The following is a 25,886-nucleotide window of genomic DNA, read 5'->3' on the forward strand; positions in this document are numbered from 1 at the left end:
TTTCACGGGCTATCCTTGTACCACGTCGTCGTCTTGCGGCCTTGCCATGCGCAGCCCCCTGGATGCGCAGGAGTCTTTACATGTCCAGAACCACCAGCATCTTTACGCCGTCCGCCATCTTTACCAGCAATCTGCAGGCGCTGATGGCCGAATACCCTGCACTGGAGGCGCGCGTGATCAGTCATGCCGCCAGTCGTTTCTATCAGGTTCAGCTGGTGCTGGAAGCCGCCGGCGAGGAAGGGGAGGAGCGCAGCGAGCTGCTGATGAAGCGCGGCAAGCCGATGCTGTTCCGCTCGCTGGAGGATGTCTACAGCGAGCTCAAGCGGGGCGGGATGTCACGGGCGTGGCTGGTCTCGCAGGTCGCCAATGATGAGATGATCGGCCGCCCGCCGCAGTACCACCAGCCCTTGAGCTCGCGTATCCCGCTGAGCTTCTGAGCCCGCGCCTGGTGGCTCAGATGTGCTTTTGAGGCACCCAGTGGCCAATGCGCTCGCGATGGCGGGCGAAGAAGCGGTAACTCAAGTCCATCAGCGGGCGCAGGCCCGGCAGCAGCGACAGGCGCACCAGGCGCCGATAGCCGAGTACCGCATAGAGTGCTCGGCTGGCATCCATGCCGACATACCATTCCCCGCGTGCGTCCTGCACATGCAGACGTCCCATCATCGTCTCGAAGCTCAAGCCCAGCGCCTGAGGCGAGAAATCTGGTGCACGGATGTCCACCGTTATGACTCGCTCCCGCCTCGGATGCCTGGCCAGCCAGGCGACCTCGCGCTGGCACAGGGGACACTTGCCATCGTGATAGAGCGTGACCGGTGAGCTGGCTTGCCAGATGCGGCTCATGAGGATTCCCTGTCGGTGATGAGACTGGAAGGCGCGGCGTAGTAACCGGCGCGATGGGCATCACTGCCATAGTCCGCGGCGCTGTCGAGGCGAGCCAGGAAGGCGTCGGCCTGTTGCAGCAGAGCTTCGCGCTTGTCGTCCTTCATGCGTCGCCAGCTGCCGTAGACCAGTGACATGCGCGGATTGCGCGACAATGCTTCGCGATGGCGCTCGATGAAGTGCCAGTAGAGGCTGTTGAACGGGCAGGCATGCGTGCCGGTGACCTGCTTCGGCGAGTACTGGCACCTGTCGCAGTGATTGGACATGCGGTCGATGTACTTGCCAGAGGCGCAATAAGGCTTGGAGCCCATCAGGCCGCCATCGGCATGCAGCACCATGCCCAGCGTATTGGGCAGCTCGACCCACTCACAGGCGTCCACATAGACCGCCAGATACCAGTCGCATAGCGCCTCGGGCTTCACGCCGCACAGCAGCGCGAAGTTGCCCGTGACCATCAGGCGACGAATATGGTGGGCGTAGGCATGCTCGCGGGTGCTGGCGATGGCCTGATCCAGACAGCGCATGCCGCTGTCTCCCGTCCAGAAGAATTCCGGCAGGTTGCGGCTGGCTTCCAGCCGGTTCTCGCGCTTGTAGCCGGGCATGCGTGTCCAGTAGATGCCGCGAACATATTCGCGCCAGCCGAGTATCTGGCGAATGAACCCTTCCGCCGAATTGATCGGTACATCGCCGCGCCGCCAGGCAGCGTCCACGGCGTTGCAGACCTCCTGCGGGCTCAAGAGCCCGATATTGAGCGCAGCGGACAGGCGTGAATGGAACAGGAAGGGGTCGCTGTCCTCGATGGCATCCTGATAGCGCCCGAAGTCTGCCAGGCAGTGATCGAGAAAATGCGTGAGGTCAGAGCGGGCCTGGGCGCGGGTGACGGCCCAGTTGAAGTTCTCGAGGCTGCCGAAGTGGCGATCCTTGCCACTGGCCTGTTCCCCGAAGCGCGCCGCGACCAGCGCCAGCACCTCGCGAGTGGTCGCATCTTCGTGATGGGCATGCACCGGTGGTGGCGGGGCATGGAAGTCGTCTGGAATCGGTTCGCGGTTGTCGTGGTCGTGATTGAACTTGCCGCCGGCGGGTTCGTTGCCTTCCATCAGCAGGTCGGTGTCACGGCGTTGTTCGCGATAGAAGTATTCCATGCGCAGTTGCTTGCGGCCCTCGGCCCAGCCGGCGAATGCTGCCGGCGTGGTGAAGAAGCGCGTGTCCTCGAGGACTTCCCAGCGCACGCTGCCGGCTTCGCGTCGCGCCATGAAGTCGTCCAGCAGACGCCACTCGCCGGGGCGGGTCACCAGCACGCCATCACACTGATACAGGGCGGCCAGACGTTCTGCCTCGCTGGTTAGACGTTGGAGGTTGTCCGGGTCCTCCAGTCGGCTTTCATGTACCTGCCAGCCACATTCCCTGAGTTCCTGGGCGTGATGGCGCATCGCGGCAAGCATCATCGCGATCTTGTGCGGGTGGTGCGGCACGTAGCGGCCTTCCTCCTCGACCTCGCAGAAGGCGATCACGCTGTCTGCGGGTGCCTGCTTGAGACTTGCCAGGTCATGGCTGAGCTGGTCGCCGAGAACCAGCACCAGTGGCCGCGCAAAGTGATGACGCGTCGCCAGATGCAGAATAGCGGGGGTGGGATCGGGCACGAGGCCTCCGGAGGGGTTGTGACAATAATTGTCTTAAAGCTATACAAATCGTGATGATAGTATAACTTCATCCCTCACGCACAGGGCGAGCTGGTAATATGGATGCGCTGTCGGTGAAGCTGGCTGCGCTGTCGGTGAAGCTGGCTGCGCTGTCGGTGAAGCTGGCTGCGCTGTCGGTGTCAGTGGATGCGCTGCCGCTTTACCTCTCTTCTTGCCCCTAGTCAGGAGTCCATCATCCATGAGTACCCCGCGTTTTGGCGTCATGCTGGTCAATCTCGGCACCCCCGATGCCCCGACCCCCAAGGCGGTGCGCCGTTACCTCGCGGAGTTTCTCGGTGATGTGCGCGTGATCGACCTGCCGCGTCTGCTCTGGCTGCCGATTCTGCATGGCCTGGTGTTGACGACGCGTCCCAAGAAGGTGGCCGAGGCCTACGCCTCGGTGTGGACGGAAGACGGCTCGCCATTGATGGCGATCGGCAAGCGTCAGCGCGCCGCGCTGGAAGCACGCCTGGCCGAGTCACTGGGCGAGGACATTCCCGTCGAGCTGGCGATGACCTACGGCAAGCCGACCATGGAAGAGGTGGGGCGCAAGCTCGCCAGCCGCGGTGCCGACCGCATGCTGATCCTGCCGCTCTATCCGCAGTTCTCGCGCACGACCACCGCCGCGGTCTTCGATCGCCTGGCGCGTGCGCTCAAGCCGTGCCCGCATCTGCCGGAGCTGCGTTTCGTGCGCGACTATCACGATCATCCGGATTACATCGCGGCGCTGGCCGCCAGCGTGCGGGAGCATTGGGAGAAGGAAGGTCGGCGCGGCAAGCGCCTGCTGATGAGCTATCACGGCATTCCCAAGCGCTATGCCACCGCAGGTGACCCCTACCCGACGCAATGCGAGCGAACCAGCCAGTTGCTGGCCGAGGCGCTGGGGCTTGGTGACGATGAATGGGCGATGACCTATCAGTCACGTTTCGGCAAGGCCGAGTGGCTCAAACCGTACACCGATGAAACGCTCAAGGCGTGGGGTGGCGAAGGGCTGGAAAGCGTCGATGTCATCTCGCCGGCCTTCGCGGCTGACTGTCTCGAGACGCTGGAAGAGCTGGAGGAAGAGAACCGCGGCTACTTCACCGAATCCGGTGGTGGCGACTTCCGCTACATTCCGGCGCTCAATGATCGCAGTGATCATATCGATCTGCTCGAGGCGCTGTGTCGTCAGCATACCCAGGGCTGGTAACCAGCAGGCCCGTCAGACTTCTTCCATAGCCTGAGAAATGAAAACGCCCCACCAGTCATCACTGGTGGGGCGTTTTCATGTTGCTTGTCTGTTGTTCGTGAATCCGCTCCTGCGAATCAGCGCTCGTGGCTCAGAGTCAGGAGGGTGAGAGCCTGTCTGGCGAGAGCCGAGAGCCGAGAGCCGAGAGCCGATCACGGCAGGCGGGATTCGCTGGCCTCGGCGTTGACCTCGTCCGGCTCCTCGGCGACTTCAAGTCGCTCCGGCACGTTGCGTGTGCGCTTGTCCGCCACCAGCTTCTGGTGCAGCGCCGCCTTGGATAGCAGATGAGCAGTCACGGGGGCGGTGATGAACAGGAAGATGGACACCAGCATTTCCTGGAAGCTGAAGTGGCCGGTGGTGGCGCGGAAATAGATCATCGACGCCATCAGCACGCAGCCGACCCCCAGCGTGGTGGTCTTGCTGGGGCCGTGCAGGCGCATGTAGAAGTCCTTCAGGTGCGTCAGTCCCAGGGAGCCGATCAAGGCAAACAGGCCGCCGGCAACCAGGAAGAAGGCGATCACGCCTTCGAGGACAGGATAGAACCAGGTGGGCATGGGGAATCTCCGCTCAGGTCATTCGATGATGTCGCCGCGCAGCAGGTACTTGCAGACTGCCACGGTGCTGACGAAACCGAGCATGGCGATCAACAGCGCCGCCTCGAAGTAGGACTTGCTGTTGAGCTGGATGCCGAACAGCACGATAAGGGCGATGGAGTTCACGTACATGGTGTCCACCGCCAGAATGCGGTCCGGCAGGTCCGGCCCGATGGCGAGCCGGAAGACGTTGAGCACCAGCGAGGCGGCGAACAGCGCGATGCTGATCCACAGGGCGATGTCTAGCATTCGAAGATCTCCTTGAGCGGACGCTCGTAGCGCTGGCGGATCTCGTCGATCAACTCCTGCTCATCCTCGACATCCAGTGCGTGGATGATCAGATGGCGACCGTCCAGCGTCAGATAGGCCGAGACCGTGCCCGGCGTCAGCGTGATGGTGCTCGACAGCACGGTGATCGGGAACTTCTCCTCAAGCTCCAGCGGATAGCGCACGAAGGCTGGACGGAACTTGGCGCGCGGATTGAGGATCAGGTAGGACACCTGCAGGTTGGCGATGATGATGTCCATGATCACGCGCAGGAAATAGCTGATCAGCCGCCAGGGCTTCTGGAGGTCGGGCTGCGGCTCCCAGAAGCGGTAGGTCAGGATGGGAATCGCGATGGCCAGCACTGCCCCGAGCAGAATCTGACCGGGCGCGACGCTGTTCTGCAGCATCAGCCAGACAATCAGCAGCAGCACCGACAGCATCGGCGTGGGCAAGAGACGGGAACGAGGCTTGATCATGAGACATCTCCCTTCAACGGCGGTGCGGTTTCGGGTGCCGCGTCCTTGCCGAGCAAGGATTCAAGATAGGGGGCCGGGTTGGACAGCTGCTCGGCGGTGGCCTTGGTCCAGTTCGCCAGCGGCCCCGCGAAGATGACCAGCATCAGCGCGGCCGAGATCAGCCCGCCAGTGGCGATGCCGCGGGCCGCGCCGACCCGCTCGCCGCTGGGTTCGGCCTTGCTGGTGCGCCAGAACACGCTGGAGCCAGCGCGTGAGCAGGCGACCAGCGAGCACAGACCGGCCAGCAGCAGCAGCGGCCACAGCCAGATCTGTTGCTCCGGCGTCGCCGAGGCGAGAATCAGCGCCTTGCCGATGGCGCCCGAGAACGGCGGCAGCCCGACGGCGGCTGCGGTGCCGATCAGGAAGAGGCCGCCCAGCAGGCCTGCCTGCAGCAGCGGGCGCGAGCGCACGATGCGTGCCCCGGCCTTGCCGCGCTGAGCGGCGACCACGTCGACCAGCAGGAAGAGCCCGCCGGTGACCAGCGTCGAGTGGATCAGGTAGAACAGCAGGGCGCTGTCTGCCTCGATCGTGTTCATGCCCAGCGCCGTCAGCAGCGTGCCCACCGACACCATCACCAGATAGGCCACCAGGGTGCGCAGATCACGCGCCGAGAGCACGCCCAGCATCGCCACCACCAGGGTGGCGAGCCCCGCCCACCACAGCCAGTCACGACCGAGGTCCGCCAGTGGGCCAGCATTGTCGGTGAAGATCAGCGAGTAGACGCGCAGGATGGAGTAGATGCCGACCTTGGTCATGATCGCGAACAGCGCCGCCACAGGTGCCGAGGCCGCGGCATAGGCGCGTGGCAGCCAGAAGTACAGCGGCAGCATTGCCGCCTTGAGGCCGAACACCACCAGCAACAGCAGGCCACCGGCTTCCATCAGACCGGCCCGGCCCGGGTCCAGCGTGGTGACGATGACTGCCATATCGGCCATGTTCAGGGTGCCGGTCACGCCGTACAGGATACCCAGCGCGATCAGGAAGAACGCCGAGCCCATCAGGTTCAGTACCACATAGTGCAGTGCCGACAGCGTGCGTGCCTTGCTGCCGCCATGCAGCAGCAGGGCGTAGGAGGCGATCAACAGCACCTCGAAGAACACGAACAGGTTGAACAGGTCGCCGGTCAGGAAGGCGCCGTTGATGCCCATCAGCTGCAGCAGGAACAGACCATGGAAATTGGAGCCGGTCTCATCGATGCCCGCCGTGGCGTACAGACAGGCCAGCAGTCCCAGCAGCGAGCTGAGCAGCACCATGGTCGCCGACAGGCGGTCCAGCACCAGCACGATTCCGAACGGCGGCTGCCAGTCGCCCAGTGCGTAGTAGCGGATGGTGCCATCACCGGCCTGCACCACCAGCGCGATGGCGATGGCCACCATCATTGCCTGGGCCACCAGGCTGACCGTGCGGCGCAGGGCTGGTGAAGTGGCACGACTCAGCAGCAGGCCCGCCCCCACCAGCAGCGGCAGGACAATCGGAAGGACAATCAGGTGTTGCAGCATCACTTGGTGTCCTCTTTCTCTTTCGAATCATCCAGGCGATTGCCGTTGACATGGTCACTGCCCAGATCGCCGCGCGCGCGCATCGCCAGAATGACCACGAAGGCCGTCATGGCGAAGCCGATCACGATGGCGGTCAGCACCAGCGCCTGGGGCAGGGGGTCTGCCGTGGGCGAGCCTGAGCCAACCACGGCTGGTGTGCCATGCATGGCCAGGCCGCCCATGGAGAACAGGAACAGGTTGACGGCGTAGGACAGCAGCGTCAGACCGACCACGACGGGGAAGGTGCGGCCGCGCAGGGTGAGGTAGACACCGCAGGCGGCCAGTAGACCGGTGGTAGTGGCGTAGAGGGCTTCCATCACATCTTCTCCTTGGTCGGGCGATGCGGAGTCGTCAGCTTGCCCAGATTGGCGAGAATCATCAGGGTCGCGCCGACTACGGTCAGGTAGACGCCGAGGTCGAACAGCAGCGCGGTAGCCAGCTCGATTTCCCCGATCACGGGCAGGGTGAAGTGGCCGAAGGAGGATGTCAGGAACGGATAGCCGAACACCCAGCTGCCGGCACCGGTCAGGCCGGCGATCAACACCCCGGCCGCCGCGACGGGCTGATAGGGGAAGCGCAGCCAGCGCTGCGTCCAGTCCACACCACGCGCGATGTAGAGCAGGATGATGGCGACTGCCGTCACCAGACCGGCGATGAAGCCGCCGCCCGGCGCGTTGTGGCCACGCAGGAAGATGTAGACCGAGACCAGCAGTGCCAGCGGCAGCAGCGTCTGGGATACGGTGGCCAGGATCATCGGATGGCGATCCGGCGACCAGCCACGGCCATCCAGGTCACTGGACGGCATGAACAGGCGCAGGCGGTTGAGCAGCTTGAAGATCGCCAGACCCGCAATACCGAGAACGGTGATTTCACCCAGCGTATCGAAGCCACGGAAGTCGACCAGAATCACGTTGACCACGTTATGGCCACCGCCACCGGAGACCGCATTGGCCATGAAGAAGTCGGAGATCGACTCCACCGGGCGGGTCAGGATGGCGAAGTTGAGGCTTGCCACCACCACGCCGAAGGCACTCGCCAGCAGCACGTCGCGCATGATGCGGCGTGCACTGGATTCCTTTGGCGTGCGCTGGGGCAGGAAGAACAGCGCCAGCATCAGCAGGATCATCGTCACCACCTCGACCGCCAGCTGAGTCAGTGCCAGGTCCGGCGCGGCGAAGCGCGCGAAGGCCAGCGAGGTCATCAGGCCGACCACGGACAGCATCAGCAACGAGATCAGCCGCTTGCGGTGGGTGATCGCGGTGCCGAGACCGGCCAGACCGGTGATGATGGCGCCGGTCAGCAGCATGCCATCGAAGGGTTGCTGCTCAAGCTCCCCGCTCAGTTGCGGCACGGCCAGCAGGCCGATGCCGACGAACAGCAGCGCGGTCAGCAGCAGCCACAGCATGTAGCGCTGCAGCGAGCCATTCTCGAAGCTGTCCATGCTGCGCTCGGAAAGCTTGACGAGGCGTTGCACGTTGGCCTCGAACACCAGCAGGGCATTGCGGGCGCGGAACTGGCGCTGGAAGGAATAGAGGTGGTGGCGCAGGGCATAGACGGCGACGCCGCCCGCCAGCGCGATACCGCTCATCAGCAGCGGCAGATTGAAGCCGTGCCAGATGGCGAGACTGAAGTCCGGTACCGGCCCGGCCAGCACGCTGGCGGAGGCACTGACCAGCAGGTCCTTGATCACCAGCGACGGCAGAATACCGACCAGCAGACAGATCAGCACCAGCACCTCGATGGGCAGCTTCATGTAGCGCGGCGGCTCATGCGGGGTCTTGGGCAGATCCTTCGGCTCGCCATTGAAGAAGACGTCGTGGATGAAGCGCAGTGAGTAGGCCACCGACAGGATGCCACCGAGGGTCGCCAGCGCCGGAATCAGCCACGACAGGCCGCCCAGCAGCTGGGCATCGAGGCTCTCGGCGAAGAACATCTCCTTGGACAGGAAGCCGTTGAGCAGCGGCACACCGGCCATCGAGGCCGAGGCGACCATCGCCAGCACCGTGGTATGCGGCATGTAGCGATACAGGCCGTTGAGCTTGCGGATGTCACGCGTGCCGCACTCGTGATCGACGATGCCGGCGGCCATGAACAGCGAGGCCTTGAAGGTGGCGTGGTTGATGATGTGCAGCAGGCCCGCGACGGCGGCCATCTGGCTGTTGAAGCCGAACAGCAGCGTGATCAGGCCCAGGTGACTGATGGTCGAGAAGGCCAGCACGCCCTTGAGGTCCTGCTTCATCAGCGCGAACCAGGCGCCATACAGCAGGGTGGCAAGACCGGTCAGACTGACGATGTAGAACCACAGGTCTGTCCCCGCGAGCACCGGGTGCATGCGCGCCAGCAGGAAGACACCGGCCTTGACCATGGTGGCGGAGTGCAGGAAGGCGGATACCGGCGTCGGTGCCGACATCGCGTGGGGCAGCCAGAACTGGAACGGGAACTGGGCCGACTTGGTGAAGGCGCCCAGCAGCACCAGTACCAGCGCGACCGGATAGAGCTCGTGGGAGCGGATCTGGTCCGCCGCGGCCAGCACGTCATCGAACTGGTAGCTGCCGACGATATGCCCGATGACCAGGATACCTGCCAGCAGTGCCAGACCCCCGGCGCCGGTGACGGTCAGGGCCATGCGGGCGCCCTTGCGCGCCTCGCTCAGCTGGTACCAGTAACCGATCAGCAGGAAGGAGCTCAGGCTGGTCAGCTCCCAGAACACCCACATCAGCAGCAGGTTGTCTGCCATCACGATGCCGAGCATCGCGGTCATGAACAGCATCAGGAAGCTGTAGAGGCGTGCCAGCGAATCCTCGCCCGACAGGTAATAGCGGGAATAGAGGATGATCAGCAGGCCAATGCCGAGAATCAGCAGCACGAACAGCCCCGACAGACCATCGAAGCGCAGCGACAGGTTGAGTCCCAGCTCCGCGATCCAGGGCAGATGGAACTGGGGCACCATGCCCGAGAAGACGTCTCCGAGGTGGAAGACGGCGATACCGAGTGCTAGGGCAGGTGCCACCGCGGTCAGCCAGGCAAGGCGTGCACGGGGCAGATTTCTGGCCATCAAGGGCACCAGGGCACCGAGTAACGGCAATAGCACGATCAACAGCAGGGTCATGGAAGACTCGCTCCAGTCGTTGTTGTAGTACGTAGTCCGTCATTCGTGGGCAGCGCAGACACAGGCTCAGGGCCGGACTGCCAGCTTCGAGATCGGGAGGCGGAGTTTCGGCCACTGGGTGCCGACAGAATAGGCGAGCGCACTGCAGGTTGCCGCGATGAAGTGCCGGACACACGAGACTCTGTCAGGAAGACGTTCTCATGGGGCCATGCGAGACACGACATGCGTCACGCGGCAGCAAGGGTTGGCAGTGGCTGGCTCAGGCTGCACGGAGGATCTGGCGCGGGTTCAGCGCGTCAATCGCTCCGGGCATGACGTTACCGTCGCAAGGGGCGGATCCGTCAGGAAGGGGAGTCGCACGGCACGGGGTGCCAGCATCCAGGATGGGATGAGGTCCGCAGCGCGTCCCCGGCTGCCCGCGACGGGCAGACGGCGAATATGCCGGGTTGGTGCGGTCATGTCATGTCTTGCGAGCATGGCCGTATTCCTCCTGAAGCCCCTGGATGACAAGTGTGTGTTCGAGTGGAGACACTTGCGCGATCTTGTTGAAAACATTGATGGAACGTGACCTAACCTCTCGAATGTATCACGCACTTGCACCCCTCGCCAGCGCATGCCCGACCCGCCGGAACGCGACATGTACCGTGTGAAGTGTTGTACAAGATGTCGATTTTCTTGTACAAATATTGCACGCCATACGTTCCACGGAGTCATCATGCACGAGGTCGCCAGCATGAATTCGGGCAACGCACCGGAAACCTCTCTGGTGTGGTTGCGTCACGACCTGCGGCTGGAAGACAACCCGCTGTTCGCGCTGCCCCTGTCCCGTCGCCCGCATCAGATGCTGGTGATGTATGTCTTCGACCGTCGCTGGCTGACGCCGAGCGACGGCTTGCCGCGCTTGGGGCCCGCGCGTCTGCGCCTGTTGTGGCAGAGCCTGATGAACCTGCGTGGCATGCTGCTGCGCCGCGGCAGTGACCTGCTGGTGCGCGTCGGGGACCCCGTCGAGGAAGTACTGACGCAGGTCGCCCAGCATGATGTCCAGTGCCTGGAAGTCAGCCGCGCCGCCGCGCCGGAAGACAGCCGCGCCCTGCAGCAGCTCTCACGGCGTCTGCCGGCCTCGACCCGGCTCCACTGTCATCCCCCTGACCAGATCGCCTTCGACAGCCAGCTGCTGGATGGCCCGTTGCTTGATCGCCTGCTGCCGGGCAGATTCCCCCGCGAAGAGACGGCTCGCCTGCGTGTGGCGCATGAGGCGTCCTGCGTCGCAGACGAGCGTGCGGCTCCCTCCAGTGATCTCACTCTGCGTGACACTGCCTCTGCTGACACAGGTTTTGCTGGCACAGCCTCTGCTGATACAGGCGCTTCAGGCGATCATGACGCCCTGGCGACCTGCGCCGCGCTTGCCTCGCAGGTGCTGCGCGCCAGTGGTGGCGATGACGCTGGCGTGGCCGACCTGATGCTGCCGCCTTGTGCTGTGTTGACGCCGACGCCCGGCACCTTGCAGGCACGCCCTCAGCGCGAGGCTCTGTCTCAACACGAGGCTTTGCCGACAGGGCTGAACGATGAGCAGTGGCGCGCCCTGTGCGAAGCGCAGTCACCCTTGCAGGGACTGCCCTATTCCCTGCCGCCGTGGCCCGATTCTGCCTCGCGTGGCTTTCCGCCGCTGGATGCCATCTGTGGCTCGGCGCAAGCCTGGCAGCCGGCGACTGCCAGGCTTGCGGAGCTGCAGGGCGGCGAGGAGCCCGCCCGCGCATACCTGTCGACCTTGCTATGGGGCAAGGCCTGGGCGAAGGGAGATGCCGGCAACGGCGATGAGGACTCGATCGAAGGGGCGTCCTATCAGCGATCGCACTCTGTCGATGGCGAAGGCCCTGGTGTGCCGGTGGGGCTGGCACCCCAGCGGGAGGCGGGGAAGACGCTGGACGCTATGCAATTGATGGCGCGCCCGGCGGATGCATGGCCACTGGCAGCCTGGCTGGCGCTGGGCTGCATCAGTCCGCGCCGCATCCTGCAGGTGCTGGATGCCCGCCGCCGCGAGGCGGGTGATGAGGCGATCAATCGGCAGCTACTGGCTATCGTGCTGCAGCGTGAATGCTGGCAGCGCATGCTGCGTGACAAGAATGAGGAGGCTCGCGCGGCCTGGTATGGCGCTGCGTTGCGGGAAGATGCCGCAAATGACGCCGCCTTTGCGCGCTGGAGCGAAGGGCGAACCGGCGATGCCCGGGCCGACAAGGCCATGCAGGTGCTGGTACGCGAAGGCTGGTTGCCGTGGTCAGAGCGCAAGTATCTGGCCGGCGTCTGGCTGGACGGCGGCGGCGACTGGCGGTTGGGTGCGCGCTGGTTCGAGCGTTGTCTGCTCGATTACGACGCCGCCACCCATTGGGGAGAATGGCGGCATCTGGCGGGCTTCGATGTGTAAGGAGGTGTCGATATCGCGCGAGTCGTGCGAGCAGAGCCAGGCCCGGGCGGATCTTCTTTACAACCTGTCGCTCTTCAGCCCAGGCGCGCCAATAGCGCCGTCACGGCTGTCTCGACGCGCAGGATGCGCTCGCCCAGATGCACCCCTTCAAAGCCTGCCGCCATGAATTTCTCGACCTCATAGTCCACGAAGCCGCCTTCCGGGCCGATGGCCAGAACCACCGGCTCGCCTACGGCGCGTGGGCACTCATCCGGCATGCCCGGATGGGCGATGATGCCACGCGGAGTCGTGCCTGATGATGGCATCATCAGTGCCGGCAGGCGGTCTTCCACGAAGGGTTTGAACCGTTTCTCGTGGGTCACCGTGGGCATGATGGTGTCACGCGCCTGCTCCAGTCCCAGCACCAGATGCTGGCGAATCTTGCCTTCCTTGAGCTCCGGCGATTGCCAATAACTCTTCTCGACCCGCCGCGTATGCAGCAGGGTGATGTGCTTCACCCCCAATGCCGTGACGTGTTCCAGCGAGCGTGCCAGCATGCGCGGGCGCGGCAGCGCCAGCAGCAGATGCACGTCGAGTGGCGCCGGCGGCTGACGGTCCAGCGTCAGGCTGAATTCGGCGCTGTCCGCGTCCAGCCGCTCCAGGCGGCCCCGACCGATCAGCCCTCCCTCCACGCCGAGCGTCATCTCGTCGCCGACAGCGGCGCGGTGTACCTCGCGCAGATGGCGCAGGCGGCGTGGGTCCGTGACACGTGCATGGTCCTGAGCGGTCAGGTCGTCAGCGCCGAGCAAAATCAGATTCATGGCAATACCGGGGCAGTGAAGGGCGGGATGCATCGCTTACAGACAGCGGCAAGCGGGCGTTATTCTAGCATGTCGTGTCTGCTGACCCGACGAGGACAGCGTTGTCATGGCGTCAATGGCTGACGCGTGGAGACGCCTTTTCTTGCAGTCCCCCCCCTTGAGTGCACAATGAAGAAAAATCGACAGGAGCCTGACACGTGCGAGTGATCCGCAAATATGCCAATCGGCGCCTATACGATACCGAGCAGAGCCGCTACGTCACCCTGGAAGACCTGCGCAGCCTGGTGCTGGCGGAAGAAGTCTTCAAGGTCGAGGACGCCAAGAGCGGTGAGGACCTCACGCGCACCATCCTGCTGACCATCATCATCGAGCAGGAGCAGGGCGAGGGCGAAGCCGAGGTCTTCTCCAACGAGCTGCTGGAGCAGTTCATCCGCATCTACGCGATGGCCAAGCCGTTGCCGCTGGCCGGTTATCTGGAGCAGGGCACGCGTCTGATGATGGAACAGCAGCAGCGCATGCAGGAGCAGTGGTCCCAGGCCATGCGTCACTCGCCGATGGAGATGATGCGCGAGGTCGCCGAGGAGAATCTGCGCTTCTGGCAGCAGGCCATGGGCGGCGGCATGGGCGCTGGCAAGAGCGCCTCACGCTCACGGCCGAGCGATGCGGATGTGGCGCCTGATGAGTCGGATACACCGCCGGACGATGAGCGGCGCTGAGTGTGACATCGTGTCAGATCCAGCTTTCACATGAATTCATCGTGATGTGAAATGGGCGCCCCGAGCAGGGCCCCTTTCTGCCATAATGCGCAGCCTGATATTTCCTCGGTAGCTCGCGCCCTGCGGGTCGCCCTGATCCTCACTGGCTCATGAAGGTTGAAAAGATGAAGGTCCTGATCATCGGCGGCGGTGGCCGCGAACATGCGCTGGCCTGGAAGGCCGCCCAGTCATCCCGTGTCGAGGAGGTCTTCGTGGCGCCCGGCAATGCGGGGACGGCGCGCGAGTCCAAGCTGACCAATCTGGCGATTGCCGCTGACGATCTCGATGCGCTGGTCGCCTTCGCGCGTGACAATGCCATCGAGCTGACCATCGTCGGCCCGGAAGCGCCGCTGGTGATCGGCGTGGTCGATCGCTTCCGCGAAGCGGGTCTCAAGTGCTTCGGCCCGACGGCCGGTGCCGCCCAGCTGGAAGGCTCCAAGGCCTTCACCAAGGACTTCCTGGCGCGTCATGCCATCCCGACCGGCGACTACGCGACCTTCGCGGAGGTCGATGCGGCGCTTGAGTACCTGGCGGCACATCCGGCACCCATCGTCATCAAGGCCGATGGCCTGGCGGCGGGCAAGGGGGTCGTGGTCGCGATGAGCGACGAGGAAGCTCGCGCCGCCGTGCGTGACATGCTCGAGGACAACGCCTTCGGCGATGCCGGCGCACGCGTGGTGATCGAGGAATTCCTCGACGGCGAGGAAGCCAGCTTCATCGTGATGGTCGACGGCGAGAACGTGCTGCCGATGGCCACCAGTCAGGATCACAAGCGCGTCGGCGAAGGCGATACCGGCCCCAACACCGGCGGCATGGGGGCCTACTCTCCGGCTCCGGTGGTGACGGCTGACGTTCACCAGCGCGTGATGGATGAGATCATCCTGCCTACCGTGCGTGGCATGGCAGCCGAAGGCCACCCCTATACCGGCTTCCTGTATGCCGGTCTGATGATCGATGCCCAGGGCGCGCCGAAGATCATCGAATACAACTGCCGTTTCGGTGACCCGGAAACCCAGCCGATCATGGTGCGTCTGAAGTCCGATCTGGTCGCGCTGTGTCTGGCTGCCGAAGACGGGCGTCTCGACACCCAGACCTGCGAGTGGGATTCCCGCGCGGCGGTCGGCGTGGTGCTGGCAGCTGGCGGCTATCCGGCCAGCTACCGCAAGGGCGATGTCATCAGCGGCTTCGATGCTGCCGAAGCGACCGGTTGCAAGGTCTTCCATGCCGGCACCGCCGAGCAGGACGGCCAGGTCGTCACCAGCGGCGGTCGCGTGCTGTGCGTCACCGCACTGGGCGACAGCGTCGCGGCGGCCACCGAGCGTGCCTATGAAGGCGTCGATGCCATCAGTTGGCAGGACATGCTGGTGCGTCGCGACATCGCCTGGCGTGCCATCGCTCGCGAGCGCGGCGATAGCTGAAAGCGCTGACTCGTACGCGCCATCACCCCGCGGCATGCCTGCTTCACGACAAGACCCGGCCTCAGGCCGGGTCTTGTCGTTGGGGTGACTCTCGACGCCCTGAGCGCCTACGACCATCGTGTCGGGGTCTGGTCATGGCGGTGCCGGGCATGCGATAACCCTAGTCATCCTCTATTCCTTCTTGAGGCTGACCGGCGTCGAAAGATGGCGTCGCCGTCCGCCCCGAACCTTTTTCCTGTCTCGCCGACAAGGAGTCTGCATGGACCGCATCCGGCTTGAATTTCCGGTTTCCCGCCTGTTACATCGCCACCCGATGACGATTCGGGTCAGCGACATCAACTATGGCCAGCACCTGGGCCACGACAGCGTGGTCAGCCTGGCGCACGAGGCGCGGGGCCAAGCCTGGCAGGCGCTGGGCTTCCCCGAATGGAACATCGATGGGCTGATGAGCATCGTCGCGGATCTCGCCGTGCAGTATCAGGGCGAGGGTCGGCTGGGTGACGCCCTCGTGGTGGAAACGGCCATCGACAGCGTGTCCGGCAAGGGGCTTGGTGTCCATCACCGTCTGCTGCGTGTCAGCGATGACGCGGTACTGGCGACGCTGCGCGTCGGGCTGGTGTTCGCTGGCGAGCAGGGGCTGGCGGAACCGAGCGCGCGCGCCAGTGCCGCCATCGAGCAGGCCGTCTCTGCCATGTCGTCCCGAGAAGCCAACTGATGTCGCGGGAATATCCGATCATCGCCGTGACGGGGTCTTCCGGCGCGGGCACCACCACTGTCATGCGAACCTTCGAGCGCATGTTCTCGCGTGAGGCGATTCATGCCGCCTACGTGGACGGGGATGCCTTTCACCGTTATACCCGTGACGAGCTGGTGCGCATGTTTCAGGAGGCGCCGGAGCGCAAGCGCGAGCTGTCCCACTTCGCGGTCGAGGCCAACCAGCTGGATCGTCTGGAAGCGCTGTTCGTCGAATATGGCGAGCAGGGCTCCGGCACGCATCGTCATTACATCCATGCCGAAGACAAGCGCATGATCGAGGCCGGCTACAAGGTCGGCACCTTCACCGAATGGCAGTCGCTGCCGGATTGTACGGACCTGCTGTTCTACGAGGGGCTGCATGGTGGGCTGGTGACGCCGGAGCATGACATCGCGCGTCATGTCGATCTGCTGATCGGGGTGGCACCGACCATGAATCTGGAGTGGATCCAGAAGATCGATCGCGACACCAAGCTGCGCGGACATTCCCAGGAAGCGGTGGTAGACACCATCCTGAGCCGCATGGATGACTACGTGCGCTACATCCAGCCGCAGTTCTCACGCACGCACATCAACTTCCAGCGCGTGCCGACGGTGGATACTTCCAACCCCTTCGAGCCGCAGGATATCCCGACGGACGCCGAGTCGATGGTCGTGATCCACTTCCGTGATCCCGGCAGTGTCGACTTCCCGTTCCTGCTCGCGATGATCCAGGGCTCGTTCATGTCGCGCCCGCATACGCTGGTGGTACCCGGCGCGTTGATGGCACTGGCCATCGAATTGATCATCACACCATTGGTCAAGAGCCTGCTGGCACAGCGGCGGTTCCGCTAGCGGGAGACATGAAGGGGGCTGGGCTCGGGGTGGCTCAGTGCCTGCGGCCCTTGAGGCGTGGCAGGATGCCTTTCTTCCAGATGCGCAGGGTGCGATTCAGGCGGCCGCTGCGGATCAGCAGGCGTGCCTCGCGGGTGCTCAGCGGCAGGCCGAAGGTGCGTTGCTTGAGCTTCAGCGAGTGACGCAGATCGAAGCGGCGCATCATGCGCGCGAGGCTGGCTGTGCCCGGCAGGTGTGGCAGGCGCACGGCAGAGGTGAAGTCGATCAGGACCGGCACGCCATCGCGCAGCACGACGTTGGAGCCACGGATGTCGTTGTGGGCCATCTGGCGCTGATGGAGTTGCTGCACGATGAGAATCAGCTGCTGACTGAGGCGGGCATCCGTCACGTCATCCAGGGCGGCATCACTCAGCAGCGGACCGGGGATGTACTCCATCGCCAGCGACAGCGGTGACAGGCGTGCCACGGCGCGAGGGGCGTGTGCCCAGTCGCCCAGACGCTCTAGCATCTTCAGTTCGTGGCGTACCAGCCAGCGTGCCACCAATGCCGCCGGCGTGCCGGCATAGCGGCGATAATCCTTGCAGACCACCGGCCGGCCATTGAGGTGCGTGATATAGACCTCGGCCTTGAGAAAGCCCTTGGCACGCTGCAGGAACTCGCCCGGGGCCTGCTCGCCGTCAACACGCGTGACCCTGGGCGCGGCACGCAGCGCCGCCCGCGCCTTCTCGGCGCGCGTGGGGGCTGCGCGTTCAGTGGCGGGGGCGCCGACAGTGGCCGGTCGTGTCTCGCCCTGAGCGCCAAGGCCGGCCTCCAGTTCGTGGTTGGCCTTGCGCAGGGAAGAATCTTGGCGAGTGAACACGGACATGACGGGCGACTTCTCGTTAGCGGGATAACAATAATTATCCTACTGTTTCCCTCATTCGCCCACTGGCAGCGGTGAATCAGTCTGTTTCCTTGAAGGCGACATTGTCCTGTCCGCAAGCTGGCCCGCATATTCCTGTCTCTGCCCTTGGCCTGTTGCCCGGCTGGCGCTACGCTGGCAGGCCACGCTGCCGTGGGCAGCCCCACTTCAAGGGAGAAGGTGTCATGGACTGTCTGTTCTGCAAGATCATCAACCGCGAGATTCCCGCCGATATCGTCTATGAAGATGATGAGGTGCTGGCCTTCAATGACATCAATCCGCAGGCCCCGACCCATGTGTTGATCATCCCCAAGCAGCACATCGCCACGCTCAACGATATCGAGGAGCATCAGCTGGCCACGGTAGGGCGCCTGCAGTACACCGCCGCCAGACTGGCGAAGGACTACGGTTTTGCCGAGGGCGGTTATCGCGTGGTGATGAACTGCAATGAAGATGGCGGCCAGACGGTCTATCATATTCATATGCACCTGATGGGTGGTCGCCGCTTCACATGGCCGGCTGGCTGAGCCGGCATAGAGCAGGCGCCTGTACCGGCGGTTCGCGGGCAGGTAGCGGCTAGCGATAACAAGCGCGCGGCACACAGGCGCATACCGGCAATGTCGTGAAAACGGCGTTGCCGGTTTTCGTTGGGGAGGGTACAGCGCAAGAGGGCCGGGCAGGCCTCGCCCGGCGACACTCTGCCCCTTACCGTCGCGGGCTGGCTTGCGTAAGATGGCCTCATTGCTCACGCCGTGCAGGAGTCTTCCCATGCCGCATTCCGATGCCATTTCGGCGCAACGTCATCACAGCCGCGCCGATCAGTTGATCCATCAGTTCGACACCGTACTGCGTACCCTGGTACCACATGCCGCCCAGCCGTCGCGCCCTTCTCCGGCGGGCGACATCCATGACGAAGCGATCAGCGATGAAGAGCGCCAGCACGCCGCTGGCCTGATGCGCATCAATCACACCGGCGAGGTGTGTGCCCAGGCGCTCTATCAGGGGCAGGGGTTCACGGCGCGTCTGCCCGAAACGCGCACACAGATGGAGCTGGCCGCCCAGGAAGAGATCGACCACCTGGCCTGGTGCGATGCACGACTCGTCGAGCTGGATGCCAATACCAGCCTGCTCAATCCGTTGTTCTACATGACGAGCTTCGCCCTCGGGGCAGCAGCGGGTGCCATCAACGACAAGGTCAGCCTCGGGTTCGTGGCCGCGACCGAAGAGCTGGTCGGCGAGCACCTGTCGAAGCACCAACAGACGCTGCCCGAGGGCGATCAGCGCTCACGCGCCGTATTGCGCCAGATGGAAATCGACGAAGCCCATCATGAGCAGTGGGCGCTGGAAGCCGGTGGCCATCGCTTCCCGGGGCCGCTGAAGAGCGCCATGCGCCTGATGTCCAAGGTGATGACGGCCAGCGTCTATCGGGTGTGATGATCAGATGCCTGAGTCTGCCTTGGCAGCTTCAGGACGCTGCAACGCAAAAGGCCGCCCCATGGGGCGGCCTTTGTGTTCTTGGCGAACGTCGTGATGATCAATTCGAGACAATCATGGCGAGACGGCCAGTGCGAGACGTTCAGCGGTCTCTGGCGTCAGGGCTTATTCCTTGACCTGGTATTCACCGTCCAGCGTCTCGGTGCTGCTGCCGTCTTCACGCGTGGCATCACGCGAGTAGTTCTGGCGGCCATTGGCCTTGTCCTGAGCCTCCTGCATGCGCTGTTGCATCTCGCTCATGCGCTTTTTCATGCGACGGCGGATGAAGGGCAGCATGATGATGCCGAGTACCATCATCACCAGCGCTGCGAACAGGCTGAAGATCATGACCACACCACCGATCAGCCAGGCGGCGACCAGCTTGAGGCCGGACAGGCCATTGGAGGGGCGTTGGTTGCCTGCATTGGCCTGCCATTGGCGAGCCTGATTCCACAGTGTGTTGTGCTGTTGGCCTTGCATGTGTCTTCTCCACGATAGAGCCGGGCCGTCAGGCCGGGCGAGGATGACCCGATAGGTAAAAGTGGGTGGTCGGGGATATCGGGTCAGGAAACAGGGGTATTGCCCTCCCGGCGCAATTGTCATTCGTGCTCTGGGCCGGGGGATGGGGAAATGGGACTCGATGCGACGCACTTTTGCATGAGGCGTTTGATGGCATCGGGCGGCCGGTTGACTCGTTCAGCATCGAAGTTGGCATCGTTGCCGTCAAGCGGCTTCGGCGTTGATCCAGCGCTGGGAGTCGGTTCAACCCTTGAACCACTTCAAGGCACGGCGGCTGGTCAATCGGGTCGAGCAGTTCACGGCCGATAATCCGGATTCATGGACACGCTGGCGGCGAGGTTGAAAGCGTTGCCCGGCAGCGGCATGTTCAGTGTCATCCGTTGCGGCCTGCCTTGCGCATCGCGCCCGTGAATCTGGATGGCGTGCGCAGCGACTTCGACGCTCCGTACACTCTTGATGCCGTCGACAGCAGCAAAATTCAAGGTCTGGCGCATGCTGTCGCCATCGATGGCCTTGTCGCCGGGCACCGAATCACTCTGGCGCAGCGCTTCGCTGATGAATTCTCCATCGGCGAGATTGATGGCCAGTTCCATCTGCCATCCATTATGCCCCCAGCCCGTGAACTGAACATGATCGTCGCGGATATCCATCGTGCTGAATTCCATCATGCCCTTGCGACTGGCGTGGATCATCATCTGCATGAGCAGCTCTGGCGCGAGCCCTTGAGTAGTTGCGGCGTCAGAGATATCCGTCGCAGGCTTACCGGCTGCGCGGGTGGCGGCCGTGTCCAGCGCGCTATCCTCCGCATCATCGCCGGGCGTGGCGTGCGCCTTGCCGTCATCTGAGTGATCGCTGGTCGAGGGCCCATTTGCAGAGAGCCCTGCGGTCGAGAGTTCTGCCGCCGACAGCTGATGGCGCACCGGCAGGTCCTCGATGCCGTTGGCATAGGCGGGAGCCGAACCCAGCATCAGGCCGAGTGCGCTGACGCCCAGGCCGTGTCGCCAGTGCTGGACTGCGCGGCTGGCGAGCCAGAAGCGTGACGGGGCGGTGCCTGTGGCCGAGGATGGCGGCTGCCGGGATGCGGAGTCTGATTCACGAACGGGAGCAATACGGGACGCGGCTGATGGGGACATGACACCCTCCTCAAGGATGGCTGGGCATGGCGTTCACTGTGGGCCAGGCGACCTTGCGCGACGCTGAGACGTGAATTCATCTGAGGTTCATTGCCTCCTGTCAGTCTCTGCATCACAGGGGCAGTGGTTGCTATCGCGTTGGTCCGCGTTGTTCCAACGCAGGTTTGATTGCACATTCCGTTGCTAGATTGAGCGCCACGCGCAAGCGCCCGCCTTGGGCGCACACCAGCCCCACCGGCATTCACGAGGTTCCCCTTCATGCAGACTCCCCACAAGGCTCAGCCAGACGCCCTTGCAGCGCGTGGCAGTCAATGGCGGCAATGCTATGTCTGGCTGTGCCTCGGGCTCGGGAGCCTGCTGGTCGGTGCGCTGGCACTGCCGCCGCATGCGCTGTGTGACAGCGAGCGCTGGCGCAGCCTGCACGATGAAGTCGCCGCCGGACATGTCATCTCGTTGTCCGAGCTGCTCGATAGCCTCGAGCGTGACTGGCTGGGGCAGGTAGTCGAGGTGGAGCTCGAAGAGACGCATGGCGAGCTGATCTATGAGGTCGAGATGCTCGGGCCGCAGGGCCAGATGGCCAGATTCACCGTGCGTGCCTCGGATGGCAGTCTGCGTGAGGTGCGCGGCGTCAATCTCGATGCCATGCGTCGCGCTGGCAGCGGTTCCTTGTTCGCGCCCTTGTCCGAGACGGACGACACGCCGCTCGTGACTGACGGCGGCAATGCCGAGGCCGAGCGTCAGTAGGACGCGGCAGGCAGGGGCCAGGCCAGGCAGTGCCAGCGCAGGCCGTGATAGGGTGCCGAGGGTGCCTGGCGGCCCTGAGGAACGGTATGCTAATGCCATTGTCCATTGCGCCACCGGTAGAACACCGCTTGCGTCAGGAGCCCGAGAATCGATGAAGATATTGCTGGTTGAAGATGACATGCCGTTGGCCGAAGCACTGATGGCGCGCCTGGAGGAAGCCGATGTACTGGTCGAGCATGCCACCACCGGGGGAGACGCCGACTTTTTGATCCAGACCGAGAGCTACGATGCCGTGGTGCTGGATCTCGGTCTGCCGGACGGCGACGGCACCCGCTGGCTGTCCCAGTGGCGGGAAGCCGGCATCGAGGTGCCGGTGCTGGTGCTGACCGCGCGGGAGCGCTGGTCTGACAAGGCCGCCGGCTTCTCTGCCGGCGCCGATGATTACGTCACCAAGCCCTTCGAGACCGCCGAGGTCATCTTCCGTCTGCGGGCGCTGGTGCGTCGATCACGCGGCCATGCCCACCCCGTGCTCAAGCTGGGCGATCTGGCCTGTGACACCCACGGCGGTACCGTCAGTCTGGCGGGGCGCCCCGTGTCGCTGACCGCCCAGGAAACGCGTCTGCTGATGCACCTGATGCACGCCGTGCCCGGTGTGGTCAGCCGTTCTGAACTGGTCGAGCATGTCTATGACCGCGACCATGAACCCGATTCCAACGTCATCGACGTGCAGATCAGCCGTCTGCGTCGCAAGCTGGGTGCCGAGCGCATCGAGACGCTGCGCGGGCGTGGCTATCGTCTGCGTGATCCGGATGCCGAGACACAGGCGCCGACGGATGGCCCCGACGCATGAAGCCACTGTCCGTCGGCCGCCGCTTGCTGGGCGGCTCGCTGGTCATTGCCTTGATCGTCATGCCGCTGACCGGACTCGGTCTGGCCTGGAGCTTCCGTGACGCCGTGACCACCGCCTTCGACCAGCGCCTGCTGTCGCTGTCCAAGGTGCTGATCGCCGCCATCCAGTTCGACCGCGAGAAGGGCCGCCCCGGCCTGACACGCTCGCTGGGCGACCCACGCTTCGACCAGGCCTATTCGGGCTGGTACTGGCAGATTTCCGATCGCAACGGCAATGTGCTGACGTCGCGCTCGCTGTGGGACCAGCGCCTGCCGCCGCTGGAAGACATGGACAAGGGCGTCATCATCAGCCGTGACCTCAAGGGCCCGCGCCATCAGGTGCTGCGCTCCCTCGAGCGTGATATTCGTCTGCCCGGCCGCAACCAGCCACTGCACGTGATGGTGGCGGCCAGTCGTAGTGAGGTCGACGCCGAGGTCGCGCGCTTCGAGTGGCTGCTGGCGGGCGCGCTGGTGGCCTTGGCATCGCTTTTGGTGTGCGGCTCTGCCGCGCAGATCAGCTGGGGGCTGGCGCCACTGCGTCGCCTGCGGGCTCGCCTCAAGAAGGTCGCCGATGGCGAGGCGGAACGGCTGGAAGAGACCCGCCTGCCGCCGGAGCTGACCGAGCTGACCCGCGCCATCAATGCCGTGCTCGAGCGTGATCAGCGCTTGATCGAGCGCGGTCGTGCGGCGGCCGGCAATCTGGCGCATGCCCTCAAGACGCCGGTCAGCGTGCTCAAGGCGCAGTCCGAGCGCTTTGACGGCGAGGACCGCGCGCGGATCGACGCCGAGCTCAAGCGCATCGATGAAGCCGTGCGCCACCACCTGGCGCGTGCCAGTGCCGCGGGTGGCGCGCATCTCAGCGGGCGCATCAGCCTGCGTGAGGCGGCGGGGCCGGTCTTCGAGGGGCTCGGGCGCTTGGCGAGTCGGCGTGGCATCACGCTCAGTCTGGCGCTGGAGGACGACGCCAGCGTGCGGGTCGACCCGCAGGATTTGCAGGAAATGGTCGGCAACCTGCTCGAGAACGCCTTGCAATGGGCTCGCCAGCAGGTCCGCGTCAGCAGCGAGACCCGCGATGGCGGCGTGCTGTTGATCATCGAGGACGATGGCCCCGGCATGAATGAAGAAGAGGGCGCCGCCGCGCTGGGGCGTGGGGCACGTCTTGATGAAGGGCGCTCAGGTTCCGGTCTGGGGCTGGCGATCGTCGATGATCTGATGGCGCTCTACGGGGGCGAGCTGGCACTGGAGCGCTCCAGCCTGGGCGGGCTGGCGGCACGCGTCTGGTTGCCGAGCTCCCCGCTGGTCGGGGCGCAGCCGACGGAGTGACAGGGCGTCGGTTCGTTTATCGGCGCTCTTGTCTTGATAGTCAAGGCCTATCACAGCCATCCCGAGAGATGATTGGGCACGGCCAGGGCGACACCGTATTCTGACGATGTCCGGCTGGCAGCTGGACGGGCTTCGTTTCTGAGTCTCGTCTGCCGCGCCCTGCGGTGATGACGAACTGGCGCTCCTTCGGGAGCGCTTTTTTTTGCCTGTCATTCGCCACGTCGTGCCTGATCGGTGAGGCTCAAGGTGCCGATTGAACGCTGGTGGGGCTAACGGTCACGCTCAGGATCGCATAGGCTGTCAGAGAGTCAGCATCCGTTGCCGGGCGTCAGGAGGTGGTGATGAAGGACATGACAATGTGTGCTCAGCATGGCGATCTGGAGGGCCTGGCACAGGCATTGGCCGCTCCCGATGCGCACGAGCGCGTCAATGACGTGGATTATCGCGGGCGCACGCCATTGCTGGTCGCGGTGCAGGCCAATCAGCCGGAGGCGGTGGAGGCCCTGCTGGCCGCTGGCGCCGATTGCGAGCAGACCGATGCCCTGCACGATACCCCCCTGCTGGCCGCCGCTGCGCTCGGCTATGGCCGTTGTCTGAGCCGGCTGCTGGCGCATGGTGCCTCGGCGACGGTGCTCAATCGCTTCTCTTCCACTGCACTGATGTCGGCCAGTGAGCGTGGTCATGCCGATATCTGCCGTCAGCTGCTCGAGGAGACCGATGTCGACGTCGATCACCAGAATACGCTCGGCTGGACGGCGCTGATCGAGGCCGTGTTGCTGGGGGATGGCGGCGTTGACTATCAGCAGGTCGTCGAGCAGCTTCTGGCCCACGGTGCCGACGTCAATCTGGCGGACGCCGAAGGTGTCACGCCACTGGCGCATGCGCGCTGGCGTCAGTTCGATGCGCTAAGCGCGAGGCTGGAAGCGGCCGGCGGACACGAGCAGGGCGTTGCCCATGATGTGAGCGACCACGTCCAGGCCCGCACCTCGGCACCGCGTCGTGCATGATGGCACCGACCACAAGGAGGCATCGCATGGCGTTGACCTGGGGATTGATCATCATCGGCATCGCCTTGCTGCTGCTCGGCGGCTATCGCTGGCAGCAGGCGCAGTCCTTCTCCCGCAACAGCGCACAGGTGATGGGCGAGGTCATCAACCACGACCGCACGCTGCACGTCGAAGGGCGTGGCCCGATCCATCTGCCCAAGGGCGGCAGGCTCAGCGAGGATGAGGCCCTGGCGATGGCGGGGCTGCCGCCGGGCGGGCGCTTCAATATCGAGTCGATCCAGTATGCGCCCGTGGTGCGTTATCAGGATCAGCGTGATGGCTGGCACGAGATCATCTCGCCGCTGGCGGTGCCCTCGCCGACACCCGCCGTGGGGGAGAACGTGGCGCTGGTCTATCGCCTCGATGCCCCACATGAGGCCAGCCTGCCGGGGACGCGCGGTTGGTTGATCGGGGTGCCGTTGGTTCTCGGCTTCGCACTGTGCGCCGTCGGTTTGCGCCTGCTGTTGCGGGGTGGTGGTGGATGAGTGATTCAGGGGGCGGCGCGACCCGCCGTTATGGTGTCGGCATGCTGGTGGTGTGCTGGGCGCTGATTCTCGCCATGCTGGTGTGGTGGTTTCAGGGCCAGCTTGATGAGCGCACCCGGCCCAATGCCTCGCTGGCTGGCCAGTCGCTGTCATCTGGAGAGCCACTGGCGCTGTCGCGCAATCGCTCTGGGCACTTCGTGGCCCCCGGCACGATCAATGGTGAGCCGGTGACCTTCCTGCTCGATACCGGCGCCACCTATGTCTCGGTGTCCGAAGCGCTGGCCGAGCGCCTGCAGTTGCCACGCGGGCGGGATGCGCGCTTCACCACCGCCAATGGCGTCAGTCACGGCGCATTGACCACACTGGATACCGTCAGCCTGGCGGGGCTCAGCCAGCGCGAGGTGCGCGGGGCCATCGTGCCGGGCATGCACGATGAGGTGATGCTGCTGGGAATGAGTTTCCTGGGGGAGTTCGATATCAACATGCGCGGTCAACAGATGACGTTGACGCCGGTGGATGGCGATGACCGATAACGCCAGTGGCTGCTATAGATGGCTGACAGGGCTGACAGGGCTGACAGGGCT

The 25,886-nt window shown here is 64.4% G+C and carries 28 protein-coding genes; 16 read left to right on the forward strand and 12 right to left on the reverse strand.

What is annotated here, in order from left to right:
• The first annotated feature begins 80 nt into the window (after window positions 1–80).
• The gene (locus NH396_RS08430; protein WP_253062936.1) at window positions 81–437 is read left to right on the forward strand and encodes a DUF6482 family protein; all 357 of its coding nucleotides are present in this window, start codon (window positions 81–83) and stop codon (window positions 435–437) included.
• 16 nt (window positions 438–453) lie between these two features.
• Here NH396_RS08430 and NH396_RS08435 read toward each other — a convergent pair whose 3' ends face one another.
• Entirely contained in the window at window positions 454–840 is a 387-nt protein-coding gene (locus NH396_RS08435) for a DUF393 domain-containing protein (protein ID WP_253062938.1), read from the reverse strand.
• Window positions 837–2,519, reverse strand: coding sequence for a cryptochrome/photolyase family protein (locus NH396_RS08440; RefSeq protein ID WP_253062940.1), 1,683 nt, complete (start codon window positions 2,517–2,519; stop codon window positions 837–839). The genes NH396_RS08435 and NH396_RS08440 overlap by 4 nt, the downstream gene beginning before the upstream one ends.
• A 98-nt stretch (window positions 2,520–2,617) precedes the next feature.
• Between NH396_RS08440 and NH396_RS17050 the strand changes: the two genes are divergently transcribed.
• On the forward strand, window positions 2,618–2,740 hold the full coding sequence (locus NH396_RS17050) for a hypothetical protein (protein ID WP_290441732.1): 123 nt from the start codon (window positions 2,618–2,620) through the stop codon (window positions 2,738–2,740).
• 17 nt (window positions 2,741–2,757) lie between these two features.
• Entirely contained in the window at window positions 2,758–3,747 is a 990-nt protein-coding gene (hemH, locus tag NH396_RS08445) for a ferrochelatase (RefSeq protein WP_253062942.1), read from the forward strand.
• A gap of 191 nt (window positions 3,748–3,938) precedes the next feature.
• On the opposite strand, the gene NH396_RS08450 is transcribed toward hemH, so the two are convergent.
• The 6 genes from NH396_RS08450 to NH396_RS08475 are packed head-to-tail and all read right to left on the reverse strand — an operon-like array spanning window position 3,939 to window position 9,808.
• Window positions 3,939–4,340 carry a Na+/H+ antiporter subunit G gene (locus NH396_RS08450; RefSeq protein ID WP_253062944.1) on the reverse strand — a complete coding sequence of 134 codons (402 nt, stop codon included), beginning with the start codon at window positions 4,338–4,340 and terminating at the stop codon, window positions 3,939–3,941.
• Between the two features lie 18 nt (window positions 4,341–4,358).
• The gene (locus NH396_RS08455) at window positions 4,359–4,628 is read right to left on the reverse strand and encodes a K+/H+ antiporter subunit F (protein WP_043334744.1); all 270 of its coding nucleotides are present in this window, start codon (window positions 4,626–4,628) and stop codon (window positions 4,359–4,361) included.
• The gene (locus NH396_RS08460) at window positions 4,622–5,122 is read right to left on the reverse strand and encodes a Na+/H+ antiporter subunit E (protein WP_176676047.1); all 501 of its coding nucleotides are present in this window, start codon (window positions 5,120–5,122) and stop codon (window positions 4,622–4,624) included. Before NH396_RS08460 ends, NH396_RS08455 begins: the two co-directional genes overlap by 7 nt.
• On the reverse strand, window positions 5,119–6,660 hold the full coding sequence (locus tag NH396_RS08465) for a monovalent cation/H+ antiporter subunit D (RefSeq protein WP_253062946.1): 1,542 nt from the start codon (window positions 6,658–6,660) through the stop codon (window positions 5,119–5,121). Before NH396_RS08465 ends, NH396_RS08460 begins: the two co-directional genes overlap by 4 nt.
• On the reverse strand, window positions 6,660–7,016 hold the full coding sequence (locus NH396_RS08470) for a Na+/H+ antiporter subunit C (RefSeq protein ID WP_166019703.1): 357 nt from the start codon (window positions 7,014–7,016) through the stop codon (window positions 6,660–6,662). The genes NH396_RS08465 and NH396_RS08470 overlap by 1 nt, the downstream gene beginning before the upstream one ends.
• The gene (locus NH396_RS08475) at window positions 7,016–9,808 is read right to left on the reverse strand and encodes a monovalent cation/H+ antiporter subunit A (protein ID WP_253062948.1); all 2,793 of its coding nucleotides are present in this window, start codon (window positions 9,806–9,808) and stop codon (window positions 7,016–7,018) included. The genes NH396_RS08470 and NH396_RS08475 overlap by 1 nt, the downstream gene beginning before the upstream one ends.
• Window positions 9,809–10,523: 715 nt before the next feature.
• Between NH396_RS08475 and NH396_RS08480 the strand changes: the two genes are divergently transcribed.
• Window positions 10,524–12,230: a deoxyribodipyrimidine photo-lyase gene (locus NH396_RS08480; RefSeq protein WP_253062950.1), complete on the forward strand. Its 1,707-nt coding sequence runs from the start codon at window positions 10,524–10,526 to the stop codon at window positions 12,228–12,230.
• 74 nt (window positions 12,231–12,304) lie between these two features.
• On the opposite strand, the gene NH396_RS08485 is transcribed toward NH396_RS08480, so the two are convergent.
• On the reverse strand, window positions 12,305–13,030 hold the full coding sequence (locus tag NH396_RS08485; protein WP_253062952.1) for a 16S rRNA (uracil(1498)-N(3))-methyltransferase: 726 nt from the start codon (window positions 13,028–13,030) through the stop codon (window positions 12,305–12,307).
• A gap of 197 nt (window positions 13,031–13,227) precedes the next feature.
• Between NH396_RS08485 and phaR the strand changes: the two genes are divergently transcribed.
• From phaR to NH396_RS08505, 4 genes are all read left to right on the forward strand, one after another.
• Window positions 13,228–13,746 carry a polyhydroxyalkanoate synthesis repressor PhaR gene (gene phaR / locus NH396_RS08490; protein WP_253062962.1) on the forward strand — a complete coding sequence of 173 codons (519 nt, stop codon included), beginning with the start codon at window positions 13,228–13,230 and terminating at the stop codon, window positions 13,744–13,746.
• Between the two features lie 164 nt (window positions 13,747–13,910).
• Window positions 13,911–15,203 carry a phosphoribosylamine--glycine ligase gene (purD, locus tag NH396_RS08495; RefSeq protein ID WP_043334731.1) on the forward strand — a complete coding sequence of 431 codons (1,293 nt, stop codon included), beginning with the start codon at window positions 13,911–13,913 and terminating at the stop codon, window positions 15,201–15,203.
• A gap of 259 nt (window positions 15,204–15,462) precedes the next feature.
• Window positions 15,463–15,918 carry an acyl-CoA thioesterase gene (locus NH396_RS08500; RefSeq protein WP_176676054.1) on the forward strand — a complete coding sequence of 152 codons (456 nt, stop codon included), beginning with the start codon at window positions 15,463–15,465 and terminating at the stop codon, window positions 15,916–15,918.
• A complete protein-coding gene (locus NH396_RS08505) occupies window positions 15,918–16,790 on the forward strand; it encodes a phosphoribulokinase (protein WP_043334728.1) in 873 nt (290 codons plus the stop codon). Before NH396_RS08500 ends, NH396_RS08505 begins: the two co-directional genes overlap by 1 nt.
• Window positions 16,791–16,824: 34 nt before the next feature.
• Here the strand turns inward: NH396_RS08505 and NH396_RS08510 are convergent, their stop codons facing one another.
• The gene (locus NH396_RS08510; protein ID WP_253062964.1) at window positions 16,825–17,655 is read right to left on the reverse strand and encodes an RIO1 family regulatory kinase/ATPase; all 831 of its coding nucleotides are present in this window, start codon (window positions 17,653–17,655) and stop codon (window positions 16,825–16,827) included.
• A gap of 221 nt (window positions 17,656–17,876) precedes the next feature.
• Here NH396_RS08510 and NH396_RS08515 point away from each other — a divergent pair, with 221 nt between their 5' ends.
• Both NH396_RS08515 and coq7 read left to right on the forward strand, forming a co-directional pair.
• Window positions 17,877–18,218, forward strand: coding sequence for a histidine triad nucleotide-binding protein (locus tag NH396_RS08515; protein WP_043334727.1), 342 nt, complete (start codon window positions 17,877–17,879; stop codon window positions 18,216–18,218).
• A gap of 259 nt (window positions 18,219–18,477) precedes the next feature.
• On the forward strand, window positions 18,478–19,125 hold the full coding sequence (gene coq7, locus NH396_RS08520) for a 2-polyprenyl-3-methyl-6-methoxy-1,4-benzoquinone monooxygenase (RefSeq protein WP_043334772.1): 648 nt from the start codon (window positions 18,478–18,480) through the stop codon (window positions 19,123–19,125).
• 165 nt (window positions 19,126–19,290) lie between these two features.
• Here coq7 and NH396_RS08525 read toward each other — a convergent pair whose 3' ends face one another.
• Window positions 19,291–19,644, reverse strand: coding sequence for a hypothetical protein (locus NH396_RS08525; protein ID WP_166019712.1), 354 nt, complete (start codon window positions 19,642–19,644; stop codon window positions 19,291–19,293).
• A gap of 335 nt (window positions 19,645–19,979) precedes the next feature.
• Complete coding sequence (locus NH396_RS08530; protein ID WP_253062966.1) at window positions 19,980–20,816, reverse strand: hypothetical protein; 837 nt, start codon at window positions 20,814–20,816, stop codon at window positions 19,980–19,982.
• A gap of 258 nt (window positions 20,817–21,074) precedes the next feature.
• On the opposite strand from NH396_RS08530, the gene NH396_RS08535 reads away from it, so the two are divergent.
• The 6 genes from NH396_RS08535 to NH396_RS08560 all read left to right on the forward strand — a co-directional run bounded on the left by NH396_RS08535 (window position 21,075) and on the right by NH396_RS08560 (window position 25,835).
• The gene (locus NH396_RS08535) at window positions 21,075–21,560 is read left to right on the forward strand and encodes a hypothetical protein (protein WP_253062968.1); all 486 of its coding nucleotides are present in this window, start codon (window positions 21,075–21,077) and stop codon (window positions 21,558–21,560) included.
• Window positions 21,561–21,711: 151 nt separating this feature from the next.
• Entirely contained in the window at window positions 21,712–22,410 is a 699-nt protein-coding gene (locus NH396_RS08540; RefSeq protein WP_253062970.1) for a response regulator transcription factor, read from the forward strand.
• Window positions 22,407–23,771, forward strand: a complete 1,365-nt coding sequence (locus tag NH396_RS08545) for a HAMP domain-containing sensor histidine kinase (RefSeq protein WP_131431216.1) — start codon at window positions 22,407–22,409, stop codon at window positions 23,769–23,771. The genes NH396_RS08540 and NH396_RS08545 overlap by 4 nt, the downstream gene beginning before the upstream one ends.
• A gap of 341 nt (window positions 23,772–24,112) precedes the next feature.
• Window positions 24,113–24,778, forward strand: a complete 666-nt coding sequence (locus NH396_RS08550; RefSeq protein ID WP_253062972.1) for an ankyrin repeat domain-containing protein — start codon at window positions 24,113–24,115, stop codon at window positions 24,776–24,778.
• A gap of 26 nt (window positions 24,779–24,804) precedes the next feature.
• Complete coding sequence (locus NH396_RS08555; RefSeq protein WP_176676060.1) at window positions 24,805–25,302, forward strand: hypothetical protein; 498 nt, start codon at window positions 24,805–24,807, stop codon at window positions 25,300–25,302.
• The gene (locus NH396_RS08560) at window positions 25,299–25,835 is read left to right on the forward strand and encodes a retropepsin-like aspartic protease (protein ID WP_253062974.1); all 537 of its coding nucleotides are present in this window, start codon (window positions 25,299–25,301) and stop codon (window positions 25,833–25,835) included. The genes NH396_RS08555 and NH396_RS08560 overlap by 4 nt, the downstream gene beginning before the upstream one ends.
• Window positions 25,836–25,886: the final 51 nt, after the last annotated feature.

The organism is Cobetia sp. Dlab-2-AX (assembly GCF_024124625.1).
GTDB lineage: Bacteria > Pseudomonadota > Gammaproteobacteria > Pseudomonadales > Halomonadaceae > Cobetia.